Below are 22,235 nucleotides of genomic sequence, written 5' to 3' on the forward strand. Positions count from 1 at the left end.
AAGTCAAGGAGTAAAAGTCTCCTGGTTTGTAGTCTTGTTATCGCATTAACAATTGCTATTACATTGTTTTTTATTAGGAGTTGTGGGGGGCGTGAAATAGAGCCTTTGGTGTCACCTTCAGGAACCAGTGTTGATGTCTATGCTCAAAACTACGATGCTACTACTTTGGGGAATTCTAATGAGGACAGTATCATCAAGTATGGGTATCAATTGTTCAGTCAAACCCCAAAGTACATTGGTCCTGACAATGGAAATGCCGATATGGTATATCAAGGAAATAGGTTGGCCTGTAAAAATTGTCATCTTAATGCGGGGACCAAGCCCTATTCGGCACCATTAATAGGAATCATTCAGCGTTTTCCTCAGTTTCGTGGGCGTGAAAATAAAATAGGTACCATTCAAGAACGGATCAACGGTTGTTTTGAACGTAGTATGAATGGCCAAATGTTGCCAGAGGACAGTAGGGAAATGTTGGCCTTGGTAAAGTACTTGGAGTGGCTAAGTAGGTTTGCTCCGGAGGATGGTGACATAAAAGGTCAGGGCTTTGTTAAAATTTTCATACCTAATCGTGCAGTCAATTTGGAGCATGGCAAGGAAGTGTTCTCAAAAAACTGTGCTGTTTGTCATACACCAAGTGGCAAAGGGGTAAAAGATCCTAATAGGTATACCTATCTATACCCTCCTTTGTGGGGAGATGACTCCTTTAATCATGGGGCAGGCATGGCACGTGTAATTACGGCGGCCCAATTTATTAAAGCCAATATGCCCTTCGGAACTACTTATGACGCCCCGCTATTAAGCGATGAGGAGGCCTATGATGTGGCTGGTTATATCAACCAACAATTAAGGCCTCAAAAGGCCAATCCAGAAAGAGATTTTCCGGATTTGCTAAAGAAACCAGTATCTACCCCGTATCCTCCTTATGCCGATGAATTTTCTTTGGAACAGCACCAAATGGGCCCTTTTCAGCCCATTATGGAATATTATAAAAACACGTATAACATAACCAAAAACAAATAATTATGAAGACAGCCAACACCAATTCAAGACGGCAATTTTTAGGGGCCTTGGCCCTTGGTGCCACAGCAAGTACCCTTTCGGTACTGACCAATCCTATTTATGCCAACATTCCTATGGACGATACCAAGAAACTTTCAGAGGCCGAGGAGTGGTTTAAAAAGATTAAAGGAACCCATCGTATTGTATATGATGGCTCAAAACCGCATCACGGATTTCCTATTATTTGGAACTGGGCGTTTTATTTGAGTAACAACAGCATGGGCGTATTGGATAAAGAAATGACGGCCGTAACGGTATTGCGTCATGATGCCATTCCTTTGGCAATGGGGGATAGTCTATGGAAGAAGTATCCTTTAGGTGAGATGTTTAAGGTGAATATGAGCGACGGTAAAGCTTACACGCGTAATCCTTATTACGAACCAAAAGAAGGAGATTTTCCAATGGCGCAAATAGAAGGAATCAAACGGATGCAGGAGCGTGGCGCTTTATTTTGTGTTTGCGATCTAGCGATTCAGGTGTATAGTGGAGGAGCCGCCTTAAAGATGGGGATAGATCCCAAGGAAGCCTACCAAGAGTGGGTTAATGCAATTCTTCCGGGAATTCAATTGGTGCCATCTGGTGTATGGGCCTTGGGCCGTGCACAGGAACATGGGTGCGGGTATATTTTTGCTGGAGAATAAAACTAAAAAGTTATGAAAACAGTTATGCAAGTTGTTTGTGTCTTTCTATTATCTACAATGGTAATGCTGGCACAACAGGTCCCTGTAAAAATTGTGTTTGATGTTACTAGTCCAGATACCAAAGTCCATCAGTCTACAGTAAGGCACGTAAAAGCGATGTCACAGGCTTATCCAAACTCTAAGTTTGAGGTGGTCATGTACAGCGGCGCTATGGAAATGGTGTTAAAAGATAAATCGGTTGTGGCTAGTGAATTGGAAACCTTGGTTAAAAAAGACAATGTGGATTTTGTAATTTGCCAAGGAACCATGAAACGTTATAAAGCCAAGGCTTCCGATTTAATTCCTGGGGTGCGTAGTGTGCCAGATGGGATTCTGGAAATTGTAGAGAAACAACAACAGGGTTGGAGCTATATTAAAGAAGGACAATAATTGTCCGTTTAAGGTATTTGTATTGATTAATGAAGAAAACCGCAACAGTGCGGTTTTCTTTTGAGTGCTTAAAATATAGCGCCAATCACATTAAAGTGCGCTCCAATTTTAGGAGGACTTTGATGAAAAGATCATGCAAATAAGAGCAATTTAGTCGGCGCTTTTAGTGCTTAAGGACTTCGCCAAATTGTCCAACATTTCTTTGGTCATTTTTGACATATCGAAAGAATGGGACCAATTCCAGTCCTTTCTAGCAGTTGAATCGTCAATGCTTTTTGGCCAGCTATCGGCAATATCCTGTCTAAAGTCAGGACTGTAGGTAATCTTGAAATCTGGTATGTGTTTTTTGATTTCCTCAGCCAATTGTGCCGGTGTAAAACTTATAGCGGCCACGTTATAGGATGAACGGATGGAAAGCTTTTCGGCATCGGCTTGCATAAGGTCTACCGTAGCGTTAATGGCATCGTCCATAAACATCATTGGTAATTCCGTTTCTTCCGACAGGAAGCATTCATAAGCACTTTCCGATAAGGCTTTATGGTAAATTTCTACGGCGTAGTCTGTAGTACCACCTCCAGGAAGGGTTTTCCAGCTAATAATACCAGGGTAGCGGATGCTTCTCACATCCACACCGTATTTGTTGTGATAGTATTCGCACCAACGTTCTCCAACTTGTTTGGTGATTCCATAAACAGTGGTTGGCTCCATAACCGTATGCTGTGGTGTATTTACTTTTGGTGTAGTAGGTCCAAAAACAGCAATACTAGAAGGCCAAAATACATGCTTGATAAAACCGTCTTTAGCCAAATTTAAAACATGGAATAAAGAGTCCATGTTCAAATCCCAGGCTTTCATTGGGTATTTTTCACCAGTGGCACTAAGCATAGCGGCCATAAGGTAAATAGTGTCGATTTGATATTTTTCTACACAAACTTTAATAGAGCCATAGTCTTGAGCATCTACTATTTCAAATATCCCAGAGTTTACAACATCAAGGTTGTTATAATTGATGTCGCTGGCAATCACATTGTCGTTTCCATAAATGTTTCGAAGTCTCGTGGTTAATTCAGATCCTATTTGCCCACAAGCGCCAATAATTAATATTTTTGATGACATAAACTGTAGATATTTGATTTTTTTGCAAAAGTAATAAGAATATAGGGTACGAAAAACAGAATAATGAAATATATGTGCGGTTTAACATAAGCCATCAGAAGTTTAGATTCGCTATATTTGTGACTTGATTTTAATTACGTTAATAGCAACCATATATGCAAATTGTTAAAATGGTATTGTGGAGCTTTAGTGCTTTAATGGTAGTTTCCTGCGGAGGCGATTCTGAAACGCAAACCGTTATTGTAAACGAGACTAAGGTAGACCCCAACCAAATTACTTCAAAAGATATTGAGGCTCTTGATTTTACCGATTATATGCTGAATCCTGGTTTACGCGACAAAGTAGGGGATTGGGAGAAATTACATGAGTTAAATACCCAAGCCGAATTTTTGAGAAAGGGAGATTTGTCGTTTTTCTCTGGATCAGATTCCATCGTTAAAGCCTTTGTAATGGACTTTAAATCGGAAATTCCTAGTTCGGTAAAAACCAATGTTATCAAGGCAAGGGTAACGGCTTTGGAAACCAAATTACTGAAGTTGAACGGAGCTACCGAGCTGGATAATATCTCGAAGAAAGAATTGCTTCAGGATATTGAGGAGTTTTTGGAGGCTTTGGCCAATCTTAATTTACAAATCAACAAAAAGTTTGAAAAGGATGCTAACAATGTTAGTAGACCAGAGTAAATTTTTTGGAAGACGTAAATTTTAACATATAAAGTTCTGTTAATATGTAACAAATTGAGCATAGTAACTTCTTATATAACTAATTTTAACCCTATTTTTTTAACTATTTATTTATGAATACCAATATGAAACATGCTTTAGCGGTATCTGTATTAAGCTTGGCGGCGTTTACTTCTTGTAAGGAAGAGGCCAAGGTTGCAGAGACTGCAATGGCAGAAGAAAAGGTGCCGGGAATTATCCTTGAAAATATGGATACTTCTGTAAGCCCAAAGAATGACTTTTACAATTATGTAAATGGTAGCTGGATGAAAAACACCCAAATACCAGATGATGAAACACGATGGGGAGGTTTTACACAATTGAGAAAAGATACAAGACAAGATGTACTTGAAATAGTGAATACTTCTAAAGAGTTGGGAACTTATGCTGAAGGAACTGACCAGAAGAAGGCACTTTTAATTTATGAAACTGAATTGGATACTGTAGCGCGTAATGCTGCAGGGATTGCACCAATTCAACCCTTATTGGAGGCTATCAACGGTATCCAATCATTGGAAGACATGCAAACGGTGTATGCTAAAACGACTGGTGTAGCAGCACCTTTCGCAGGCATTGGTGCGGAAGCCGATTTGAACAACAGTTCCATGAACATTGCTTGGGTTGGTCCTGGAGGTTTAGGATTGCAACGTGATTATTATTTAGATCAAGATGCCAAGTCTCAAGAAATCCGTCAAAAATATGTAGCGCACATTGCTAGAATGTTGCAGTTCATCAATTATGATGAGGCATCGGCTAAAACGGCTGCTGACAAGATTTTGGCTATGGAAACGCAATTGGCAGAACCAAGATTGGATAAAGTAGCGAGTAGAGATGTAAGAAACTTTAATAACCCTACAAGCCTTGCTGAGTTGCAAGCCATGACACCTGCTATTGATTGGGCAAAATTCATCAAGGATATGGGAATTGAAAAATCTCTTGATACGCTTAATGTTATGCAGCCAAAATATATGGCGGCATTGCAAAACTTTTTGACGACTACGTCAATTGAAGATATCAAAACCTTAATGACTTGGGAGACTTTAGATGGTTTGGCTGGATATTTAACTACCGAAATTGAAAGAGCTAACTGGGAGTTTTACCAAAAAACATTAAATGGAGCTAAGAAAATGCAACCGGCTGATGAGCGCGCTTTAGGTACTGTAGGTCGTGCTGCTGGTGAAGCTGTTGGGAAATTGTATGTAGATGCCAAATTCCCGCCTGAAGCTAAGGCGAAAGCAGAAGAAATGATCCGTAACGTGATTACGGCATTCCAAAACAGAATTACTGCTTTGGATTGGATGTCTGATGAAACCAAAGAGAAAGCAGTTGAGAAATTAAGCAAAATGACCATTAAGATTGCTTACCCAGATGAGTGGGAAGATTATTCTAAGTTGGCTGTAAAAGAAGGGAACGGCTATTTCCAAAATATGATGGCTGCTTCAGAGTGGTCTAACCAAAAGAATCTTTCTAAAATAGGGGAGCCTGTGGATAAGAAAGAATGGGGGATGTCTCCGCAAACCGTGAATGCTTACTTCAATCCTTTGAACAACGAAATCGTATTTCCAGCAGCTATTTTGCAACCACCTTTCTACAACTTCGATGCTGATGATGCTGTAAACTATGGTGGTATTGGAGCTGTAATTGGTCACGAGATCTCTCACTCTTTTGATGATTCTGGAGCGCGTTTTGATGGTGACGGAAACCTTAAAAATTGGTGGACAGAGCAAGATTTGGAAGAGTTTACGAAGCGTGGTAACCAATTGGCAGAGCAATACAGTGCTATTGAAGTATTGGATAGCGTATACATTAACGGTGCCTTTACTCTTGGTGAGAACATTGGAGATTTAGGTGGTGTATTGGGAGCTTATGATGCCCTTCAATTGGATTTCCAAAAAAATGGTAGACCAGAAAACATTGACGGATTTACGCCAGAGCAGCGTTTCTTTATGTCATGGGCTACTGTTTGGAGAACATTAATGAGAGACGATGCCTTGAGAACTCGTATCAAGACAGATACACACTCTCCAGGTCAAGTGAGAGCTACACAGCCATTGAAAAACATCGATGCGTTTTACGAGGCTTTCGATATTCAAGAAGGAGACCCAATGTATTTGGCTCCAGAAGATCGTGTAAGAATTTGGTAAAACCATTGTCTAACCATATTGCATAAAAAAAGGCGTTGGAATATTCCAGCGCCTTTTTGCTTTGCTAAGCTTTTATTGTAAATGTCCAACATGTCAGTTCTAGTGAAATTCTTGTAAAGGATTTTGTATCCAGAATTAAGGAATGAATCTCCAAGACTTTTCGATACCGTTGTTCTTCATTCCATTTCGAACACTTACTCGAGGTGACTATGGGTTATTTGTCATTCCGACGAAGGAGGGATCTAATAGATTTTTCATTTCGTTTCACTTCCTTCTGAAATCGAAGTTTCGACGCAGTCAATCATAAAATTCAATTCAGCTTATTCTTGTTTTAATACTCAAGGTTTAGCAGGTCTTGACAATAGAGCATCCTTGGCCAATTGAGCCATCTTAAAATTTGGATCTACAGCTAAAGCTCGATTCAATATCGCAAGTGCACTTTCTACATTTTCATCTTTATTTTCGTTGAACACCAAGATGCCCTTGAGGTACAAAAAGCCAGCTTTTAATGACGCTTGGTATGGAGGCTGCGATTCATAATAAGTGCGTTTCATGTCGTCTGTTACATTGGCCAGTCCATATTCTATACTAGTTTTGGCACCTGCAAGATCCTGAATCTGCATTTTTAAATCGGCAATTTCATAGGCCAAATAAGGATTGGGTTCTTTGGCGAATAATACTTCGTAATGTTCCAAGGCGCGTTTTGACTGATTAAGGGCTTTTAGGGCTATGGCTTTCACCTCCGTATTGAGGTTGGAGTCTGTTGCATTTTTATCAATTCCAATCGTATTTAAGGCCTCCCTATAGCGCCCTTCCGATACATAAATATAGGCCAGAGTGTCTTTGCGTGCTTGGGTGGGATTAAGGACGTCTAAGTGTGTAAGCGCGTTAATTACACCTTGCACATCGCCGTGTGTTTTCATTTGGTTATAATAGGCTTCAAAGTGTTTGGTAAGCTCGGCGTTGGTTTGGGCATTAAGGCCAAAACTGGCCAATGCCAACACCATAAGGAATCGTTTTTTCATGGTTAAAAAATTTAGTTTTTAAAACTATGAAAATTCAAAGGATATTCTCTTAAAGAGATGCTAATAATTTAAGGTTGGTATGAGGGGTATATATGAGTTTAAAGGACTGCTCGATACGATTGTTCAGCTTTATCATACCGACCAATCACTCGATGTGGTGGTATGCTATTCGTGTGTGAGTTGCCATTGAAAGTTCTCAACGTCAGTTCGAGTGGGCTGCTTGAAAAGCAGGTTGTATCCAGAATTATTGTGAGTGGTACAATTTCTCTCGATACAATTGACCTGCATTATCATGCAAACAATCACTCGAGGTGACGAACAGGTCGATACAATTGTTCTGCATGTGTATACCGACCAATCATCCACCTGCGGCTGGCAGGCTTGGAGGGACGGTAGGCTATCATTGTTTGGGTTTTAATGGTTGGTAGAAACGTCAGTTCGAGTGAAATTCTTGAAAATAATTTTATATCGAGAACTATTACTAAGTACATAATCTACCGTACTATTGAATACTGACCACAAAAAAAAGGGCAACCTAATAGGCTGCCCTTTTTAAAAAGAGTTTTGTGGGAGTTAATCTACACACCATAAAAATATGGACAGGCTTAAGACTAGATATAATAGAATTAAAAATAGCTGTAACCTGTATTTATAAATGTGTTTGCCCATAGAAGAATTACTCTTTAATGATTTTGATAGTTTTCTCAGCACCGTCAATGTTCACCTTCGCAAAGTAGATACCATTTGGTAAGGCACTCATGTTTACGGTAGACATGGTGTTGTTACTAGCAGTGGCTAATACGTTTTGGCCTACTACATTATAGATAGCAACAGATGAAATCATGTTTGGAGATTCAAACGTCAAAGTGTTTTTAACTGGGTTTGGATAGTATCTAAAGCCTTCAAAATTCACCTCTGCATTACCTAAAGTGGCATCTGGGTAAAGGTAGAATGCGTAGGTGGCTGTTTGTTGCGAATGCACATTTATTAAATACGTGGATCCAGCTTCAAGCTCTATTGCTTTTTCGCCTGTTCCGTTATTGCAATTGGTTAAACCAGATACGTAGTTTGCATCTACAGAAGCACAATCACCAGTGTTATAGATGGTGTAGAACGTATTGTTGCCTACTAAAATGTCAAAGTTAAAGTAGTAAGTTCCGCTGTTTTGAGCAGTGAAGGAATACCATACATCTTCATAATAGCTAGCTGCACAGGTTAATTCTGCAGAGTGGTAAGCATTTGCAGTAGTTGCAGAAACCACATTAAAACTACCCGAGGCATCTGAAGCTTCAATGGCAATCGCGTTGCTACATTCGTCATTGGCAATCGCTTCAGGAAGTTTGTAAGCGCAAAGCTCGAAGGTTTTTCCAACGGTAATGTCGTTGTCCTCACCTTGGGATTGTACCGGAATGTAATAGGTGTTCCCTTCGGTTAAATAGATAGAGAAGTTAGAATTAAAGTCACACTCGTCTGTAAGTTCTGTAAGTTCACCACAGGTACCACCGTAAATATTGATTCTTTGGTTTATGTCCTCATTAGTGTTGGTAAGGGAGATGTAATGGTATCCTGAGGTAGCAGGCGTAAAACTGTACCAAACATCTTTGTAATCGGCATTACATGCATTATTTGTGGAGTGCGTAGCCCCGTAGGTAGCTCCAGAAACAGCGTTGTCACACGTATTGTTTGTGGAAAGGGTTAATGGCAGCGCCGAGGCACATTCGTCATTAACCGGAGCGCAGTAATAGATGGTGGATGGTGAGATAGAACACCCTAAATCACTTGTAATTTCTATAGTTACGGGGGTTCCTGAAGCATAAGGACCAAAAGTTACTTGTCCTAAAGCGTCAAGGTCTTCGTCTTGGTAAGTTCCGCCATCACTTAAAGTTAAGGTAGTGGCGTTACCCATTGAAGTCACATCTACGGTTACCGAAAACTCTTGGTTGTCGCAATCTGCTTCAGTGGTTAAGGAAGCAGCAGGTGTAATACAATCATTGGTGGTAATGTTAAGATTAAATTGGCTATTGTCAGTTGAGGAGACTCCAAAAGAACCAAAAACGAAATAATAAGTGTTACCTCCAGGTAATACCACGTCATTTAGGTTGATATCATTAAATGTGCCATCAGTATTTTCTGAACCAGTAGTGCCAGATGCAATACAGGTATCTGCTACGCCAATACAAGCATCTAAAACAAGAAGGGTTAGTTTTTGGTTTTCCACATTGGTGATAGCAATGTCAAGGGAAGTGTCTTCTGCTACAGAAAGCGCATACACCATATCGGTGCCAGCAATACTGTAACCGGCTTCGTAGCAAGGAACGCTTTCGTAATCATCTGAAAAAGGATTTAAACTTACAGCCGTTTGGTTGAAATTTCCAGTGCCTAGGTCAATTTCAATAGGGTGGCTACAAACATCTCCCAGTAGAGGCGCTTCCTCTGTTGTAAAGGTTTGAATAGTACAGTCGGTAGCCTCACCTGCATTGTTGTATGGGGTAATGGTTACATAATAGGTAGTAGCGTAGTCTAGGGCCTCTTGGAAGGTAAATGACGTTGCGCTTTCTACATCGGTGGTTGCCACTACAGAGTCATCCTCAGCTGATAGACCAACCGCTAGAGTATAACCGCTAGGGCTTCCTGTAGCGTTGTTCCAAGTAAGGGTAGGCATATCAATAGATACATTGCTAGAATCAGAAGTTAAGCTAGCATCACAGTTTGGGACTGTGTTGGATGCCTGAGTAATGTTGAGATTGTCAATTATGTAAAAGAGCAAAAAGTTAGCAGTGACTTGTGTGAATTGCACTTTAAATTGAAAATCACTGCCGCCAGGCACCTCTGAGCTATTGATGGTAAATGACATGGCTTGGCAAGTACCATCGTAGGTATAGTTGGAATCATTTATAGTTTCCAAAATTGTCCAATCGGTTCCATTGCTAGTGTAAGAGTATACCACAGTTCCCCAATTGGCAAGAGGAGCTATTGGTTCAAAGTTTGCTGTATCCACAATTTTATGGTCAAAACTGATAGTGATATCTGTACCTATGGAAGTTTGCGTTGGGGTTGTTAAGGTTTTTGTGGCTAGGCTAGATAAGGACTGAGTTTCACAGGTAGTAAAAGGAAACATACCGCCATTATATTCCCATCCAGAACCGGCCCAAGAAGGTTTAGAGCCATTAAAATCTTCGCTAAGAAAAACTTGCGAGTAGGTTATCAAGCTACAAAATAGCATGAGGAAAAGGGTAACTTTTTTCATTGGTGTTACTTGTTAAAGGTTAAAAAATGTAAAAATGTGTAGTTAGTGGTTTGTGTTACTGTTGTGTTTGTTTAAGTCTTTTATTGATCAAAACTATACCCTCAAAATTATGGGATGTTTTTTAGGGCAGAAGGTTTTAAAAGCTAGGTTAACCTTTAATTAACGTGGTGTTTTTTTTTAGCATTTAGTGACAGTAAAGGGAATTTATACCAATAAAAAAGGGCAACCTAATAGGCTGCCCTTTTTATGAAAGAGTGATTTGGGACTAATTTACATACCATAAAAATATGGAGAGGCTTAAGGCTAGATATAGCATCACTAAAAATAGCTGTAACCTGTATTTATAGATGTGTTTGCCCATAGACTAACTACTCTTTAATGATTTTGATAGTTTTCTCAGTACCGTCAATAGTCACCTTCGCAAAGTAGATACCATTTGGTAAGGCACTCATATTTACGGTAGTCATGGTGTTGTTACCCGCAGTTGCTACTACTTTTTGACCTACTACATTGTAGATGGCTACAGATGAAACCATGTTTGGAGACTCAAACGTCAAGGTGTTTTTAACCGGGTTTGGATAGTATCTAAAGCCTTCAAAATTCACCTCCGCATTGCTTAAAGAATTTGATTGGGAAATGACAAGGTCATCAATAGAGGCATAAACAAAAGTTACAGGAGCTACATTCTCAAGGTTGAAGGAGCCTCTAAATTTGAAATCGGAGCCAATAGGTAAACTAGCAGCGTCAATAGTGTAGGAGGCCGAATGGCATTCCTCATTGTAGGTATAATTGTCATCATTTATGGAACCTATCTCAATCCAGTCGGTGCCATTGGTAGTATATTCAAATACAAAAGTACCCCAGTTTTCTGCTGGCGCTATTTTCACGCCAGTACTCAAGTTCATTGCAACTATTTTATAGTTGAACGTCACGGTAGCATCTGCGGCAGTAGTAGCCTCAGATAAATTTTCAGTGGTAAAGATTTTCGTTGATGCACTAGTACTACCGGTATAAAATGATCGACTACCACAACGGAAGAAACTTGAGTTGTTAAAGGTGCTTGTGGTTTCAAAATCTCCTGTCCATCCGGAAGGTTGAGTTCCTGATTCGTAAGATTCAAAATCTTCGTTAATATCAATTTGGGAGTAGGTAAGCATGCCTGTAAGTAGCATGCAGAAAAGGGTAACTTTTTTCATTGGTGTTACTGGTTAAAGATTAATACATGTGAACTGTGTAGTTAATTTTTGTGTTGCTGTTGTGTTTGTTTCAGTCTTTAATTGAGCAAAACTGTAACCTCAAAATTATGGGATGTTTTTTGTGATATGATTTTTAATGAGTGGGTTAACCTTTAATTAACCTGAGGTTTTTTCTGGCAAATAGGATAGGGGGATGAATAGATTTATTCTCAATAAAAAAGGGCAACCTAATAGGCTGCCCTTTTTATGAAAGAGTGATTTGGGACTAATTTACATACCATAAAAATATGGAGAGGCTTAAGGCTAGATATAGCATCACTAAAAATAGCTGTAACCTGTATTTATAGATGTGTTTGCCCATAGACTAACTACTCTTTAATGATTTTGATAGTTTTCTCAGTACCGTCAATAGTCACCTTCGCAAAGTAGATACCATTTGGTAAGGCACTCATATTTACGGTAGTCATGGTGTTGTTACCCGCAGTTGCTACTACTTTTTGACCTACTACATTGTAGATGGCTACAGATGAAACCATGTTTGGAGACTCAAACGTCAAGGTGTTTTTAACCGGGTTTGGATAGTATCTAAAGCCTTCAAAATTCACCTCCGCATTGCTTAAAGAATTTGATTGGGAAATGACAAGGTCATCAATAGAGGCATAAACAAAAGTTACAGGAGCTACATTCTCAAGGTTGAAGGAGCCTCTAAATTTGAAATCGGAGCCAATAGGTAAACTAGCAGCGTCAATAGTGTAGGAGGCCGAATGGCATTCCTCATTGTAGGTATAATTGTCATCATTTATGGAACCTATCTCAATCCAGTCGGTGCCATTGGTAGTATATTCAAATACAAAAGTACCCCAGTTTTCTGCTGGCGCTATTTTCACGCCAGTACTCAAGTTCATTGCAACTATTTTATAGTTGAACGTCACGGTAGCATCTGCGGCAGTAGTAGCCTCAGATAAATTTTCAGTGGTAAAGATTTTCGTTGATGCACTAGTACTACCGGTATAAAATGATCGACTACCACAACGGAAGAAACTTGAGTTGTTAAAGGTGCTTGTGGTTTCAAAATCTCCTGTCCATCCGGAAGGTTGAGTTCCTGATTCGTAAGATTCAAAATCTTCGTTAATATCAATTTGGGAGTAGGTAAGCATGCCTGTAAGTAGCATGCAGAAAAGGGTAACTTTTTTCATTGGTGTTACTGGTTAAAGATTAATACATGTGAACTGTGTAGTTAATTTTTGTGTTGCTGTTGTGTTTGTTTCAGTCTTTAATTGAGCAAAACTGTAACCTCAAAATTATGGGATGTTTTTTGTGATATGATTTTTAATGAGTGGGTTAACCTTTAATTAACCTGAGGTTTTTTCTGGCAAATAGGATAGGGGGATGAATAGATTTATTCTCAATAAAAAAGGGCAACCTAATAGGCTGCCCTTTTTATGAAAGAGTGATTTGGGACTAATTTACATACCATAAAAATATGGAGAGGCTTAAGGCTAGATATAGCATCACTAAAAATAGCTGTAACCTGTATTTGTAGATTTTTTGTCCCATAGACTAACTACTCTTTAATGATTTTAATGGTTTTCTCTGCGCCGTCAATAGTCACTTTAGCAAAGTAAATACCGTTTGGTAAGGCTCCCATGTTTACGGTAGACATTGTATCGTTATCAGCAGTAGCCAAAACTTTTTGACCAACTACATTGTAGATAGCTACAGATGAAATCATGTTTGGCGATTCAAACGTCAAGGTGTTTTTAACTGGGTTTGGATAGTATCTAAATCCTTCAAAGTTCACTTCTGCAGTGCTTAAGGATGCATCTGGGTAGATGTAGAAATCATAGGTGTATGCTCCTGCTCCATTTACTGCTGCCAAATAGGTAGTTCCAGCTTCTAGTGAAAAGGCCATTTCAGCTGTTCCTCCAAAAGTCCAACATGAACCTATTTCTGGAACAAAGTCATTATAGTCTATATCGGTACAGTCATCTGTATTAAACAGAACAAAATAAGTAGAACTTGTTGAGCCGTTGAAGTTAATGTGATATGTACCCGTGTTTTGTGGTGTAAAACTATACCAAGCAAATCTTTGGTCAGTACCTCCACATCCAATGGATGAATGGAATGCATTTTCCAAAGAACCACTGATTACATTTGTAGAACCATCTGCATCAGATTCTGATACGGCAATAGCGTCAACGCAATCATTGTTTTCGATAACTGGTACTTGGTAAGCGCAAAGATCAAATAGAACTCCTTCTCCTCCAGTTTCATCTGTACCATAAGATTGTACAGCTACAAGGTATTCGGTGTTTGCGGTAAGGGTAGTGGTTAATAGGTATTCATTATCACAACTAACCTCAGTTAAACTTTCACAACTTCCACTGTATAGCGAAAGTTTCATTCCTGTAGTTGAGGTTCCTGTATTGGTTAGAGTAAACTGATAATAGCCAGACTCTGCAGGAGTAAATGTGTACCAAACATCTTTATGGCTTGAAGAACAAGAATTGTTGGTTGAGTTTGTTGCATTGTAAGTGTAACCACTCACTTTATTATCGCATGTACTATCCGTGGATGCCGTTAAAGGAAGCGCTCCGGAGCACTCATTATTTTCTGGAATACAGAAATAGGTAACAGCGTCTGAAATAGCACAACCTAAATCGGAGGTAGTGGTAATGTTTACCTCGCTACCCGTAGCATATGGCCCAAACGTGAGTGTTCCAATTGCGTCAAGTTCTTGCTCATCTACCCCATCACTAACGATTAAGTTTGACGAATTACCAAAGTGAGTGATATCTACTTCTACTGAAAATTCATAATTTTCACAATCTGGAACAGTTGTTAAACTAACTGCTGGTACAATACATTCGTTGGTGGTGATAGATAGGTCAAATGTACTGTTTGGAGAAAGGGTGCTGTTGCTAGCTATCACGATGTAAGTAACAGTATTGGCGTACAATACAATATCCGTCATGTTGATATCAGCATAGTCATTGGAGGTAGAAGATTGTGCGGTTGCAATACAGTATTCAGCCACGTCAACACAGCTGTCCAATACATGTACCGTGGTAGTTCTATTAGCAATGTTTGTCAAACTAATATTAATAGAGGTGTCTTCAAAAGGTGCAATAGCATATACGATATCTCTACCACCAATAGAAGAGGAGCTAGAGTTGCAAGGAGATGTACTATAGTCATCTTGATATTCGTATAAATCAACTGAAGAGGTGTAAGGTGCGGCATCTGTATCCACAACAATAGGGTAGGTACAAACGTCACCCAATAATGGTAGCGGACCGGTTACAAAAGTTTGCTCTGGACAATCTACTGAAGACCCAATGGCATTGTAAGGAGTAATTTTTACATAGTAAGTAGTTTCTCCCTGTAAATTGTTTAAGGAAAGTGAGGTTCCGTTGGTTACATTGGCGTTGTTAGTAACATTATAATTTCCGGAATCATCTCCTACGCTTACATAGTACCCAGTTGGCAGGCCGGTTGCGGCATCCCATGAAATTGTAGCCGCAGGGGCATCAATATTAGTGGTTGAAGTTAAGGTGGCATCACAGTTAGGTACCGTTGTGGCAGGTTGTGTAATGGCAACATTATCAATACCAGCAAGCAGATAGGACGTCCATGGTCCACCGCTTGTGGTTATAGCATTTAAGGTAGCTCTAAATTGAAAGTCGTTACCGTCCGGTACGTTGGCTCCGGCAATTGTAGTGCTAAAATTGGTACATGCCTCTGTGTATGTATAGTTGGAATCATCTATAGTTTCGAGTATTGTCCAAGTGGTTCCGCCATCTGAAGTGTATTCAAATACTAATGAACCCCAATTGGCAACGGGTGCAAAAGGCGAATCATAGTTGGTAACTTTGTAGTCAAAAGTTACCGTAACATCGGTACCATTGGATACAGAAGTTGGAGAGGTGGTAGACCAACTTTGGTTAGCCTCAGTAAGGACTTGTAGTGAATTGTTGTCGCATCCAGCGTTATAGCCGACATTTTCGTTAAAAACGTTCCATCCGTAGGCGTCCGAAGTCCAGTTAGTGCCGGTTTCAAAATCAGTGATAATTTCAATTTGTGAATAAGTAATCAAGCTACAAAGTAGCATAAACAATAAGGTAACTTTTTTCATGTTTTAGGGTTAAAGGTTAAAAAATGTAAATTGTGTAGTTAAGGTTTGTGTTATGTGTGTTTAAAAGCTTTTAATTGTAAGAAACTTCGGCATTAAAATTATATCAGGATTGTTTGGTGTGGAATTTTGCAATGTGTTTTAACCTTAAATTAACCTCAGGTGTATTTTATGAAATAAAAAAGGGCAGCCAATTGGCTGCCCTTTTTTAAAGAGTTATTCGGGACTTATTCTACATACCATACAAATATAGAAAGGCTTAAGGCTAGATATAACACAATTAAAAATAGCTGTAACCTGTATTTATAGATATGCTTGCCCATAGACTAACTACTCTTTAATGATTTTAATGGTTTTCTCTGCGCCGTCAATAGTCACTTTAGCAAAGTAAATACCGTTTGGTAAAGCGCCCATGTTTACGGTAGACATCGTATCGTTATCAGCAGTAGCCAATACTTTTTGACCAACTACATTGTAGATAGCTACAGATGAAATCATGTTTGGCGATTCAAACGTCAAAGTGTTTTTAACTGGGTTTGGATAGTATCTAAAGCCTTCAAAGTTTACATCTGCAGTGCTTAAGGATGCATCTGGGTAGATGTAGAATTCGAAAGTAGCTATTTCGCTGTTACTGTTTGAATGAATATCCAGTAAATAGGTTGTTCCGGCAACAAGCTCTACACTTGAATTTCCATTTACGCTACAGCTTGAGGTTACTCTATTTTCTGTAGATATTGAAGCACAATCTGAAGTGCTGAACATGCTATAGAAAACGTTGCTTCCTGTAAGGATATCGAGATTGATGTGATAGGTGCCTGTATATTGAGGTGTAAAACTGTACCATACATCTTCATAGAATGATGATAAGCCGCTACCACAATTTTCCATTTCAGTTGAAAAATATGCATTTTCATGCGTGCCTGTTATGGTGTTGCTGCCATTTTCATCAGATTCAGTGATTACTTGGGCGTCGCTACACTCGTCATTTGCAACGGCATCTGGCATTTTATAGACACAAATGTTGAAATCGTATCCTAGAACGCCCGGCTGCATAAGAACATATACAGGAATATAGTATTGTGTTCCTGCGGTTAAAAAACGGATAATAGAGTCTGAAGCTGAACAGATTCCTACTGAGGTAAATGCCGTATCACAACTTCCGCTTAGCACTGAAATTTTAGGAGAACTATACTCTGTGTCAAGGGTGAAATTGTAGTAACCATCTTCAGTTGGGGTAAAGGTGTACCATACGTCTTGATAAGAAGTGTTGCAAACATCCTCAGAAGAAAGGGTGGCAGCGTAGGTGTAGCCTGCCACGCTATTATCGCAGGTTTCATCAGTAGAAAGGGTTAGATCAATGGCATCAATACAAGCATCATTGGTTGGGGCGCAGTAATAGGTTATAGTTTCGGTAATGTTACAACCTAAATCTGAAGTCATTGTGTAAGATTGCGTTGAGCCGTTGGTGTATGGTCCAAAAGTAACTGTTCCAATGGCGTCAAGTTCTTGGTCGTCGTTAACACCATCGCTAATAATTAAAGTTGATGCATCTCCAAAGTAAGTGACATCTACCTCGACAGAATATTCTCCATTGTCACAGTCTGGTACAGCTGTAAGAGTTGCTGAAGGGTTGATGCAATCGTTCGCAGTTACGTTAATATCAAACTGGGTATTGTTTTCTGTGGCATCACTAAAGGTGGAAATTACTATATAATATATGTTATTGGCCATTAATACTTGGTCTTCTAAAAGAAGGTCAACGTAAGGTGTAGCATATCCAGTAGCAGCCGAAGCTAAACAACCTTCAGCAACATCTACGCAACTATCTAAAAGATACACATTGGCTCTTTGATTGACAATGTTGGTGATGGCAATATCTACGGAAACATCAGATAATGGTGCGATAGCGTATACTATTTCATTTCCAGCCATTGTTGAACCAGTTCCTGCGTTACAAGGAGCGTCATCGTAGTTGTCCTCATAAGCATCCAAACTCACAGCAGTAGCAGAATAATCTCCTGAATCTATATCAACAACAATCGGATCTTCACAAATTGCTCCTTGTATAGGGGCGTCTCTTGTTACAAAGCTGTAAACAGTACAGTCGGTAGCATTACCAAACTCGTTATAAGGGGTTATTAATACGTAGTAAGTGGTAGAATATGCCAATGTAACAGGTACTTGGAACGAGGTAGTATCACCAGCATCGGTGCTAGCTACTACTGTATAGTCTCCTTCAGTTACGCCCATAGCAATATTGTAGCCAGTAGGGTATCCGGTTGCTGCACTCCACGTAATTGTCGTGTTAATTGGTACTTCCGTAGTGGCAGATGTCATTGCTGCATCACAATTTGGCGCCACAGCATCTACGGTTGTAAATGTTAATTCTGTACAAGATGCCGTACCGATACCATTATAAGGAGAAACTAAAACATAGTAAGTTGTTCCGTATTCCAATCCTGTTAAATCATAGGTTGTTGCGGTTTCTACATCAACATTGTCCACTATGTCATACACACCAGATTGGCTACCAACACTAAGGTTATAACCAGTAGGAAGGCCAGTAGCTTCACTCCAAGTAATGGTAGTGTCAATAAAGACATCTGTAGTTTCCGAGGTTAAGGAGACATCACAGTTTGGTACTTCAGTGGCGCTTTGTAAAATGGAAAGGTCATCAATTGAAGCGAAAAAGTTTCCTGATGAATTATTAACAACGTTAAGGGTTGCTCTAAATTGAAAATCACTGCCTTCTGGTAAGTTGGCACCATCAATAGTATAGGAGGCTGCATGACAGTTGCCATCGTAGGTGTAGTTGTCATCATCAATAGTGCCTATTTCGGTCCAATCGGTTCCGTTGGTAGAATATTCAAAGGTAAATGTTCCCCAATTTGCATCTGGCGCAGCAGGGCCTCCAAAAAAGCCTGTATGTCTAACAATTTTATAATTGAAATTTATGGCAAGATCTGTGCCATTGCCTGTGCCTACCTGATTGGGTGTAGTAAATGATTTGGTTGCAGGGCTGGTGACTAGTGCGTAGTAAGCCACAGAACCGCAGCGGAAATAAGAAGTGTTGAAATTTGATGGGGAGGTTACAAAATCTCCGGTCCAACCAGTAGGGTTTTGATTAGACGAATAGGAGTCAAAATCCTCTACTATTCCAATTTGAGAGTACGTAATCAAGCTACAAAGTAGCATAAACAATAGGGTAACTTTTTTCATGTGTTTAAAAGTTAAAGGTTAATAAACTATAATTGTGTAATTGGTTTCTGAAATTGTATTGCATAACTATTGGGGGTTGAATGATGGTATGTGGCTCTGGGCTATCAACAATGTTGTTGTGGCCGTTGTTCCTTTTGGTTGTTAACGGGAATAGCTGGAGCGGTTAATTGTTCGCCTTGTTTTAGGTGTAGTAACCTGTAGGAGCTAAGCCCTGCTAAAACTAGTAATGTAGGAAAATACAATAGCATTCGCTGTATTTTTGATTATACAATAAGGTATTTTTAAAAATATGGGATATTTTGTGAGATTAATTAAATTAACAAGACATTAACCTTAATTTAACCTTGGGGTATTTTTTGTAAGTATAAATTGACTTATGTAGGATTGTTTGTTTTCGGTATAGGCTTGTGGATTAAGCTTGCGTTGGTAGCTGGAATTCCAGTCCTAAGGCACAAAAAGTTTTAATATTGATGTCCTCATCTTTGTTAAATTATGTGCGTGCTTTACTTATGCGCACAGCCTTACTTTTTCGTGAGAAAAAGTTATTGGTATGCCATAATTTGGTAATGATATTTTTCTTTTTTTCCAATTAATCTTGTAACGAAAGTATATGAGTTGGGCTTCCTTTTTGGTAAGGGTATGCGTGGTAGTGCTACCTTTTTAATTGAAAAATTTTATGGTGAAGGTAGTCGCTGCAAATAAGGGATAGGCTCTGGTGGCTGCATTAATACAGTACAAATTATTGTTGTTGGATACGCTTGATGTCTTCCTTAACTGACAATACAAATTGGCAAGACTTACATGTTTTTCAAACGGGCTATCATTATTTTAGGTTAAATATTTAATGCTGCCTTCTTGATTCTTCGAGTCGTTACATATAAAAAAGGAGTTGCGAGGCCTAACTGAGCTATTTTGGGCTGAGGTAAACCGTTCTTGGGCATTACACGATCAATGCACAGATGTATGGAAATAGTTTTAGGGCCCTTCCTTATTGTACACTGTTCTATTTTAAGCTAAGTACTTTACTCGTAAGTTTTAAGGTTTCTTTGCGTTTTAAGCCTGTGTTGGCAGCTGAAATTCCAGTCCTAAGCCACGAATACTTTTAATATTGATGTCCTCGTCTTCGTTAAAGTATTTACGCACTTTACTTATGTATACATCCATGCTCCTTCCAGAGAAAAAGTCGTTGGTATTCCATATTTTGGTAAGGATGTCTTCGCGGCGTACCAATTTGTTTTTGTTCTTGTAGAGGAAGTAAATGAGTTGGGCTTCCTTTTTGGTTAGGGAATGGGTCGTGGTACTGCTTTTTAAAATGGAGTTTCTATAATCAAAACGGTAGCTACCAATGGAGATAATGTCTTGGTTGCCATATTCGCGCAGTACAAATTGTTGCTGCTCGGTGCGTTTGATGATGTTTTTAAGGCGCAATACAAACTCTTCGGGGTCAAAGGGCTTTACTATGTAATCGTCGGCCCCTAACTTTAAGCCTTTAATTTTGTCTTCTTTGGTTTTACGAGCCGTTAAGTACAAAAAGGGCATTTCGGGGTCTACCTGTGTTATTCTTTTGGCTAAGGTAAAACCATCCATTTTGGGCATCATCACATCCAATACACAGATGTGGAAGGAGTTGGCATTAAACAGCTCGAGAGCTTCTTCGCCATTCTTGGCCCATTCTACGTTAAATTTGTTACTTTGAAGGTACTGTGTTAACATACCTCCAAAATCGTGGTCGTCTTCTGCTAGTAGTATGTTTTTCATTGATTAAAAAGTATTATGGTGAATTCTGTTCCTGATCCTTTGGTACTGGTTACCGAGATGTTTCCGGCATGTGCCTGGATTATCTGGTGGGTGTAAAACAATCCCAATCCCAATCCTTTGTAATTATGGGTGTCTTGTTCGCTCACCCTATAAAATTTGTCGAAAATAAAGCGTAGGTGCTTTTTGCTAATGCCTATACCATTGTCCTTTATTTTGATAATGTGGGTGCGCTCCTTTGTGATATAATCATAGTGTAGGCTTACTTCGGTACCGCCATATTTTACGGCATTCCCCAATAGGTTATTAATAGCGGTACTGATGTAAAATTTATCAGCAGAAATTAGGATGGCGTCTTTTTGTATATCTGTAGTTATGTTGATTTCTTCCTTTAAGCTAAGTTTAAAATCGGCCAAAGTTTCTTCCAAAAACATGGGCATGTTGAAAATTTCCTTAGTGAGTTCGATGTCCTCATAACCCAAACTGGTATTGAGTACTTGATCTATGAGTTTTTGTAACCTTAAATTTTGACGATTGATAACTTCCAGAACACTATTGTTAAAAAGCCCACTGTATTTGGAGGCCTCGTTGTTCAAGTTTTTAATGGCAATGGCCAGGGTAGAGAGTGGTGTTTTAAGTTCGTGGGTGATATTGTTGATGAAATCAGTTTTTATGTCGGCCAGCTTTTTTTGTTTTAATAAGCTATGGATGGAATAATATAAAATACCTGTTACAAATAGAAACAGTAGGCAGGCCAACAACAATATACCAGACATTTGCTTAATTAAATACCCGCTCCACCCTGTTGATTCAGACATGAACAGCTTGGTTTTAAATTCAAGCATGTAGGTGTAGGACTTCCCATTGATATCTGCCACTAGACCTTTGGTAAAGGTGGCGTTGTTGATAAGCTTCTGTTCGCTGTTTTCTGTAGGTTTATAAGGGGTGCCCAGCAATAGCAGGGTACTGTCTTTTTCTTTATAAATCGTTTCGGCATTGCCCAAGGTGTCATGAAGCACAATGGCGATTAGTTTTTTTTGAACCGAAATATCTACAGGTATGGAATATTTTGAAAAGCCTTTATTGACTTCTTCTAGAAAATAGGGATTTAAAGTGGCTGCCTTGTCTTGAAGGTTGGTAATTACCTCTTCTTTAGAAATTTGTTTGGTTTTATAGGCTTGTGCTTGTTTTATAGCATCATTTCGTAATTCCCAAAGTAAATACTCAACAGACTCAGAATTATAAATGTTGGTAAAAATGCTCTGGCTTTCATATTGGGCCGTAGCTCTTTTCAACTGGTAGGTATTACGAATCAAATACCCTTGAATGGCTGTGAGTGCCAATAGGGTACATATCGATCCTGTAATAAGGAGTTTTGTTTTATTAACCAGTTTCATGGTCTTAAAAATATGTTAACAAAATATGAGAGGCATAAATTTGAATCGCGTTAACGTTCCGTTAACATAGGTTATTTCTACGAAAAGTCCGATTTTATTGCTTTTTATTCAGTGATATTTAAAATATCGTGTAAGATTATTTGTATAATTTTG

Annotated in this window: 14 protein-coding genes; 5 read left to right on the forward strand and 9 right to left on the reverse strand. The window is 39.1% G+C overall.

Annotated elements, in window-relative coordinates:
- Positions 1-63 precede the first annotated feature (63 nt).
- Genes RBH95_RS02110 through RBH95_RS02120 form a run of 3 tightly spaced genes read left to right on the forward strand, consistent with a single transcriptional unit; the run spans position 64 to position 2,129 of the window.
- Positions 64-1,020, forward strand: a complete 957-nt coding sequence (locus tag RBH95_RS02110; protein WP_307901088.1) for a c-type cytochrome — start codon at positions 64-66, stop codon at positions 1,018-1,020.
- Positions 1,021-1,022: 2 nt separating this feature from the next.
- Entirely contained in the window at positions 1,023-1,700 is a 678-nt protein-coding gene (locus RBH95_RS02115; protein WP_307901089.1) for a Tat (twin-arginine translocation) pathway signal sequence containing protein, read from the forward strand.
- Between the two features lie 12 nt (positions 1,701-1,712).
- Positions 1,713-2,129 carry a DsrE family protein gene (locus RBH95_RS02120; RefSeq protein WP_307901090.1) on the forward strand — a complete coding sequence of 139 codons (417 nt, stop codon included), beginning with the start codon at positions 1,713-1,715 and terminating at the stop codon, positions 2,127-2,129.
- Positions 2,130-2,279: 150 nt separating this feature from the next.
- Here RBH95_RS02120 and RBH95_RS02125 read toward each other — a convergent pair whose 3' ends face one another.
- Positions 2,280-3,245: an NAD-dependent epimerase/dehydratase family protein gene (locus RBH95_RS02125; protein ID WP_307901091.1), complete on the reverse strand. Its 966-nt coding sequence runs from the start codon at positions 3,243-3,245 to the stop codon at positions 2,280-2,282.
- Positions 3,246-3,400: 155 nt separating this feature from the next.
- On the opposite strand from RBH95_RS02125, the gene RBH95_RS02130 reads away from it, so the two are divergent.
- Both RBH95_RS02130 and RBH95_RS02135 read left to right on the forward strand, forming a co-directional pair.
- Complete coding sequence (locus tag RBH95_RS02130; protein WP_307901092.1) at positions 3,401-3,928, forward strand: hypothetical protein; 528 nt, start codon at positions 3,401-3,403, stop codon at positions 3,926-3,928.
- 113 nt (positions 3,929-4,041) lie between these two features.
- Positions 4,042-6,111, forward strand: coding sequence for a M13 family metallopeptidase (locus RBH95_RS02135; protein ID WP_307901093.1), 2,070 nt, complete (start codon positions 4,042-4,044; stop codon positions 6,109-6,111).
- Between the two features lie 338 nt (positions 6,112-6,449).
- On the opposite strand, the gene RBH95_RS02140 is transcribed toward RBH95_RS02135, so the two are convergent.
- From RBH95_RS02140 to RBH95_RS02175, 8 genes are all read right to left on the reverse strand, one after another.
- A complete protein-coding gene (locus RBH95_RS02140; RefSeq protein WP_307901094.1) occupies positions 6,450-7,136 on the reverse strand; it encodes a M48 family metallopeptidase in 687 nt (228 codons plus the stop codon).
- A gap of 676 nt (positions 7,137-7,812) precedes the next feature.
- A complete protein-coding gene (locus RBH95_RS02145; protein WP_307901095.1) occupies positions 7,813-10,383 on the reverse strand; it encodes a T9SS type A sorting domain-containing protein in 2,571 nt (856 codons plus the stop codon).
- Positions 10,384-10,751: 368 nt separating this feature from the next.
- The gene (locus RBH95_RS02150; RefSeq protein WP_307901096.1) at positions 10,752-11,579 is read right to left on the reverse strand and encodes a T9SS type A sorting domain-containing protein; all 828 of its coding nucleotides are present in this window, start codon (positions 11,577-11,579) and stop codon (positions 10,752-10,754) included.
- 368 nt (positions 11,580-11,947) lie between these two features.
- The gene (locus RBH95_RS02155; RefSeq protein WP_307901096.1) at positions 11,948-12,775 is read right to left on the reverse strand and encodes a T9SS type A sorting domain-containing protein; all 828 of its coding nucleotides are present in this window, start codon (positions 12,773-12,775) and stop codon (positions 11,948-11,950) included.
- Between the two features lie 368 nt (positions 12,776-13,143).
- Positions 13,144-15,714 (reverse strand): T9SS type A sorting domain-containing protein, encoded by a 2,571-nt coding sequence (locus RBH95_RS02160; protein WP_307901097.1) that lies wholly within the window; start codon positions 15,712-15,714, stop codon positions 13,144-13,146.
- Between the two features lie 327 nt (positions 15,715-16,041).
- A complete protein-coding gene (locus RBH95_RS02165; RefSeq protein WP_307901098.1) occupies positions 16,042-18,930 on the reverse strand; it encodes a T9SS type A sorting domain-containing protein in 2,889 nt (962 codons plus the stop codon).
- A 1,053-nt stretch (positions 18,931-19,983) separates the two neighbouring features.
- On the reverse strand, positions 19,984-20,688 hold the full coding sequence (locus tag RBH95_RS02170; RefSeq protein WP_307901099.1) for a response regulator transcription factor: 705 nt from the start codon (positions 20,686-20,688) through the stop codon (positions 19,984-19,986).
- Positions 20,685-22,082, reverse strand: a complete 1,398-nt coding sequence (locus RBH95_RS02175; RefSeq protein WP_307901100.1) for a sensor histidine kinase KdpD — start codon at positions 22,080-22,082, stop codon at positions 20,685-20,687. Before RBH95_RS02175 ends, RBH95_RS02170 begins: the two co-directional genes overlap by 4 nt.
- Between the last annotated feature and the right edge of the window lie 153 nt (positions 22,083-22,235).

This window comes from Mangrovimonas sp. YM274, from assembly GCF_030908385.1.
GTDB lineage: Bacteria > Bacteroidota > Bacteroidia > Flavobacteriales > Flavobacteriaceae > Mangrovimonas_A.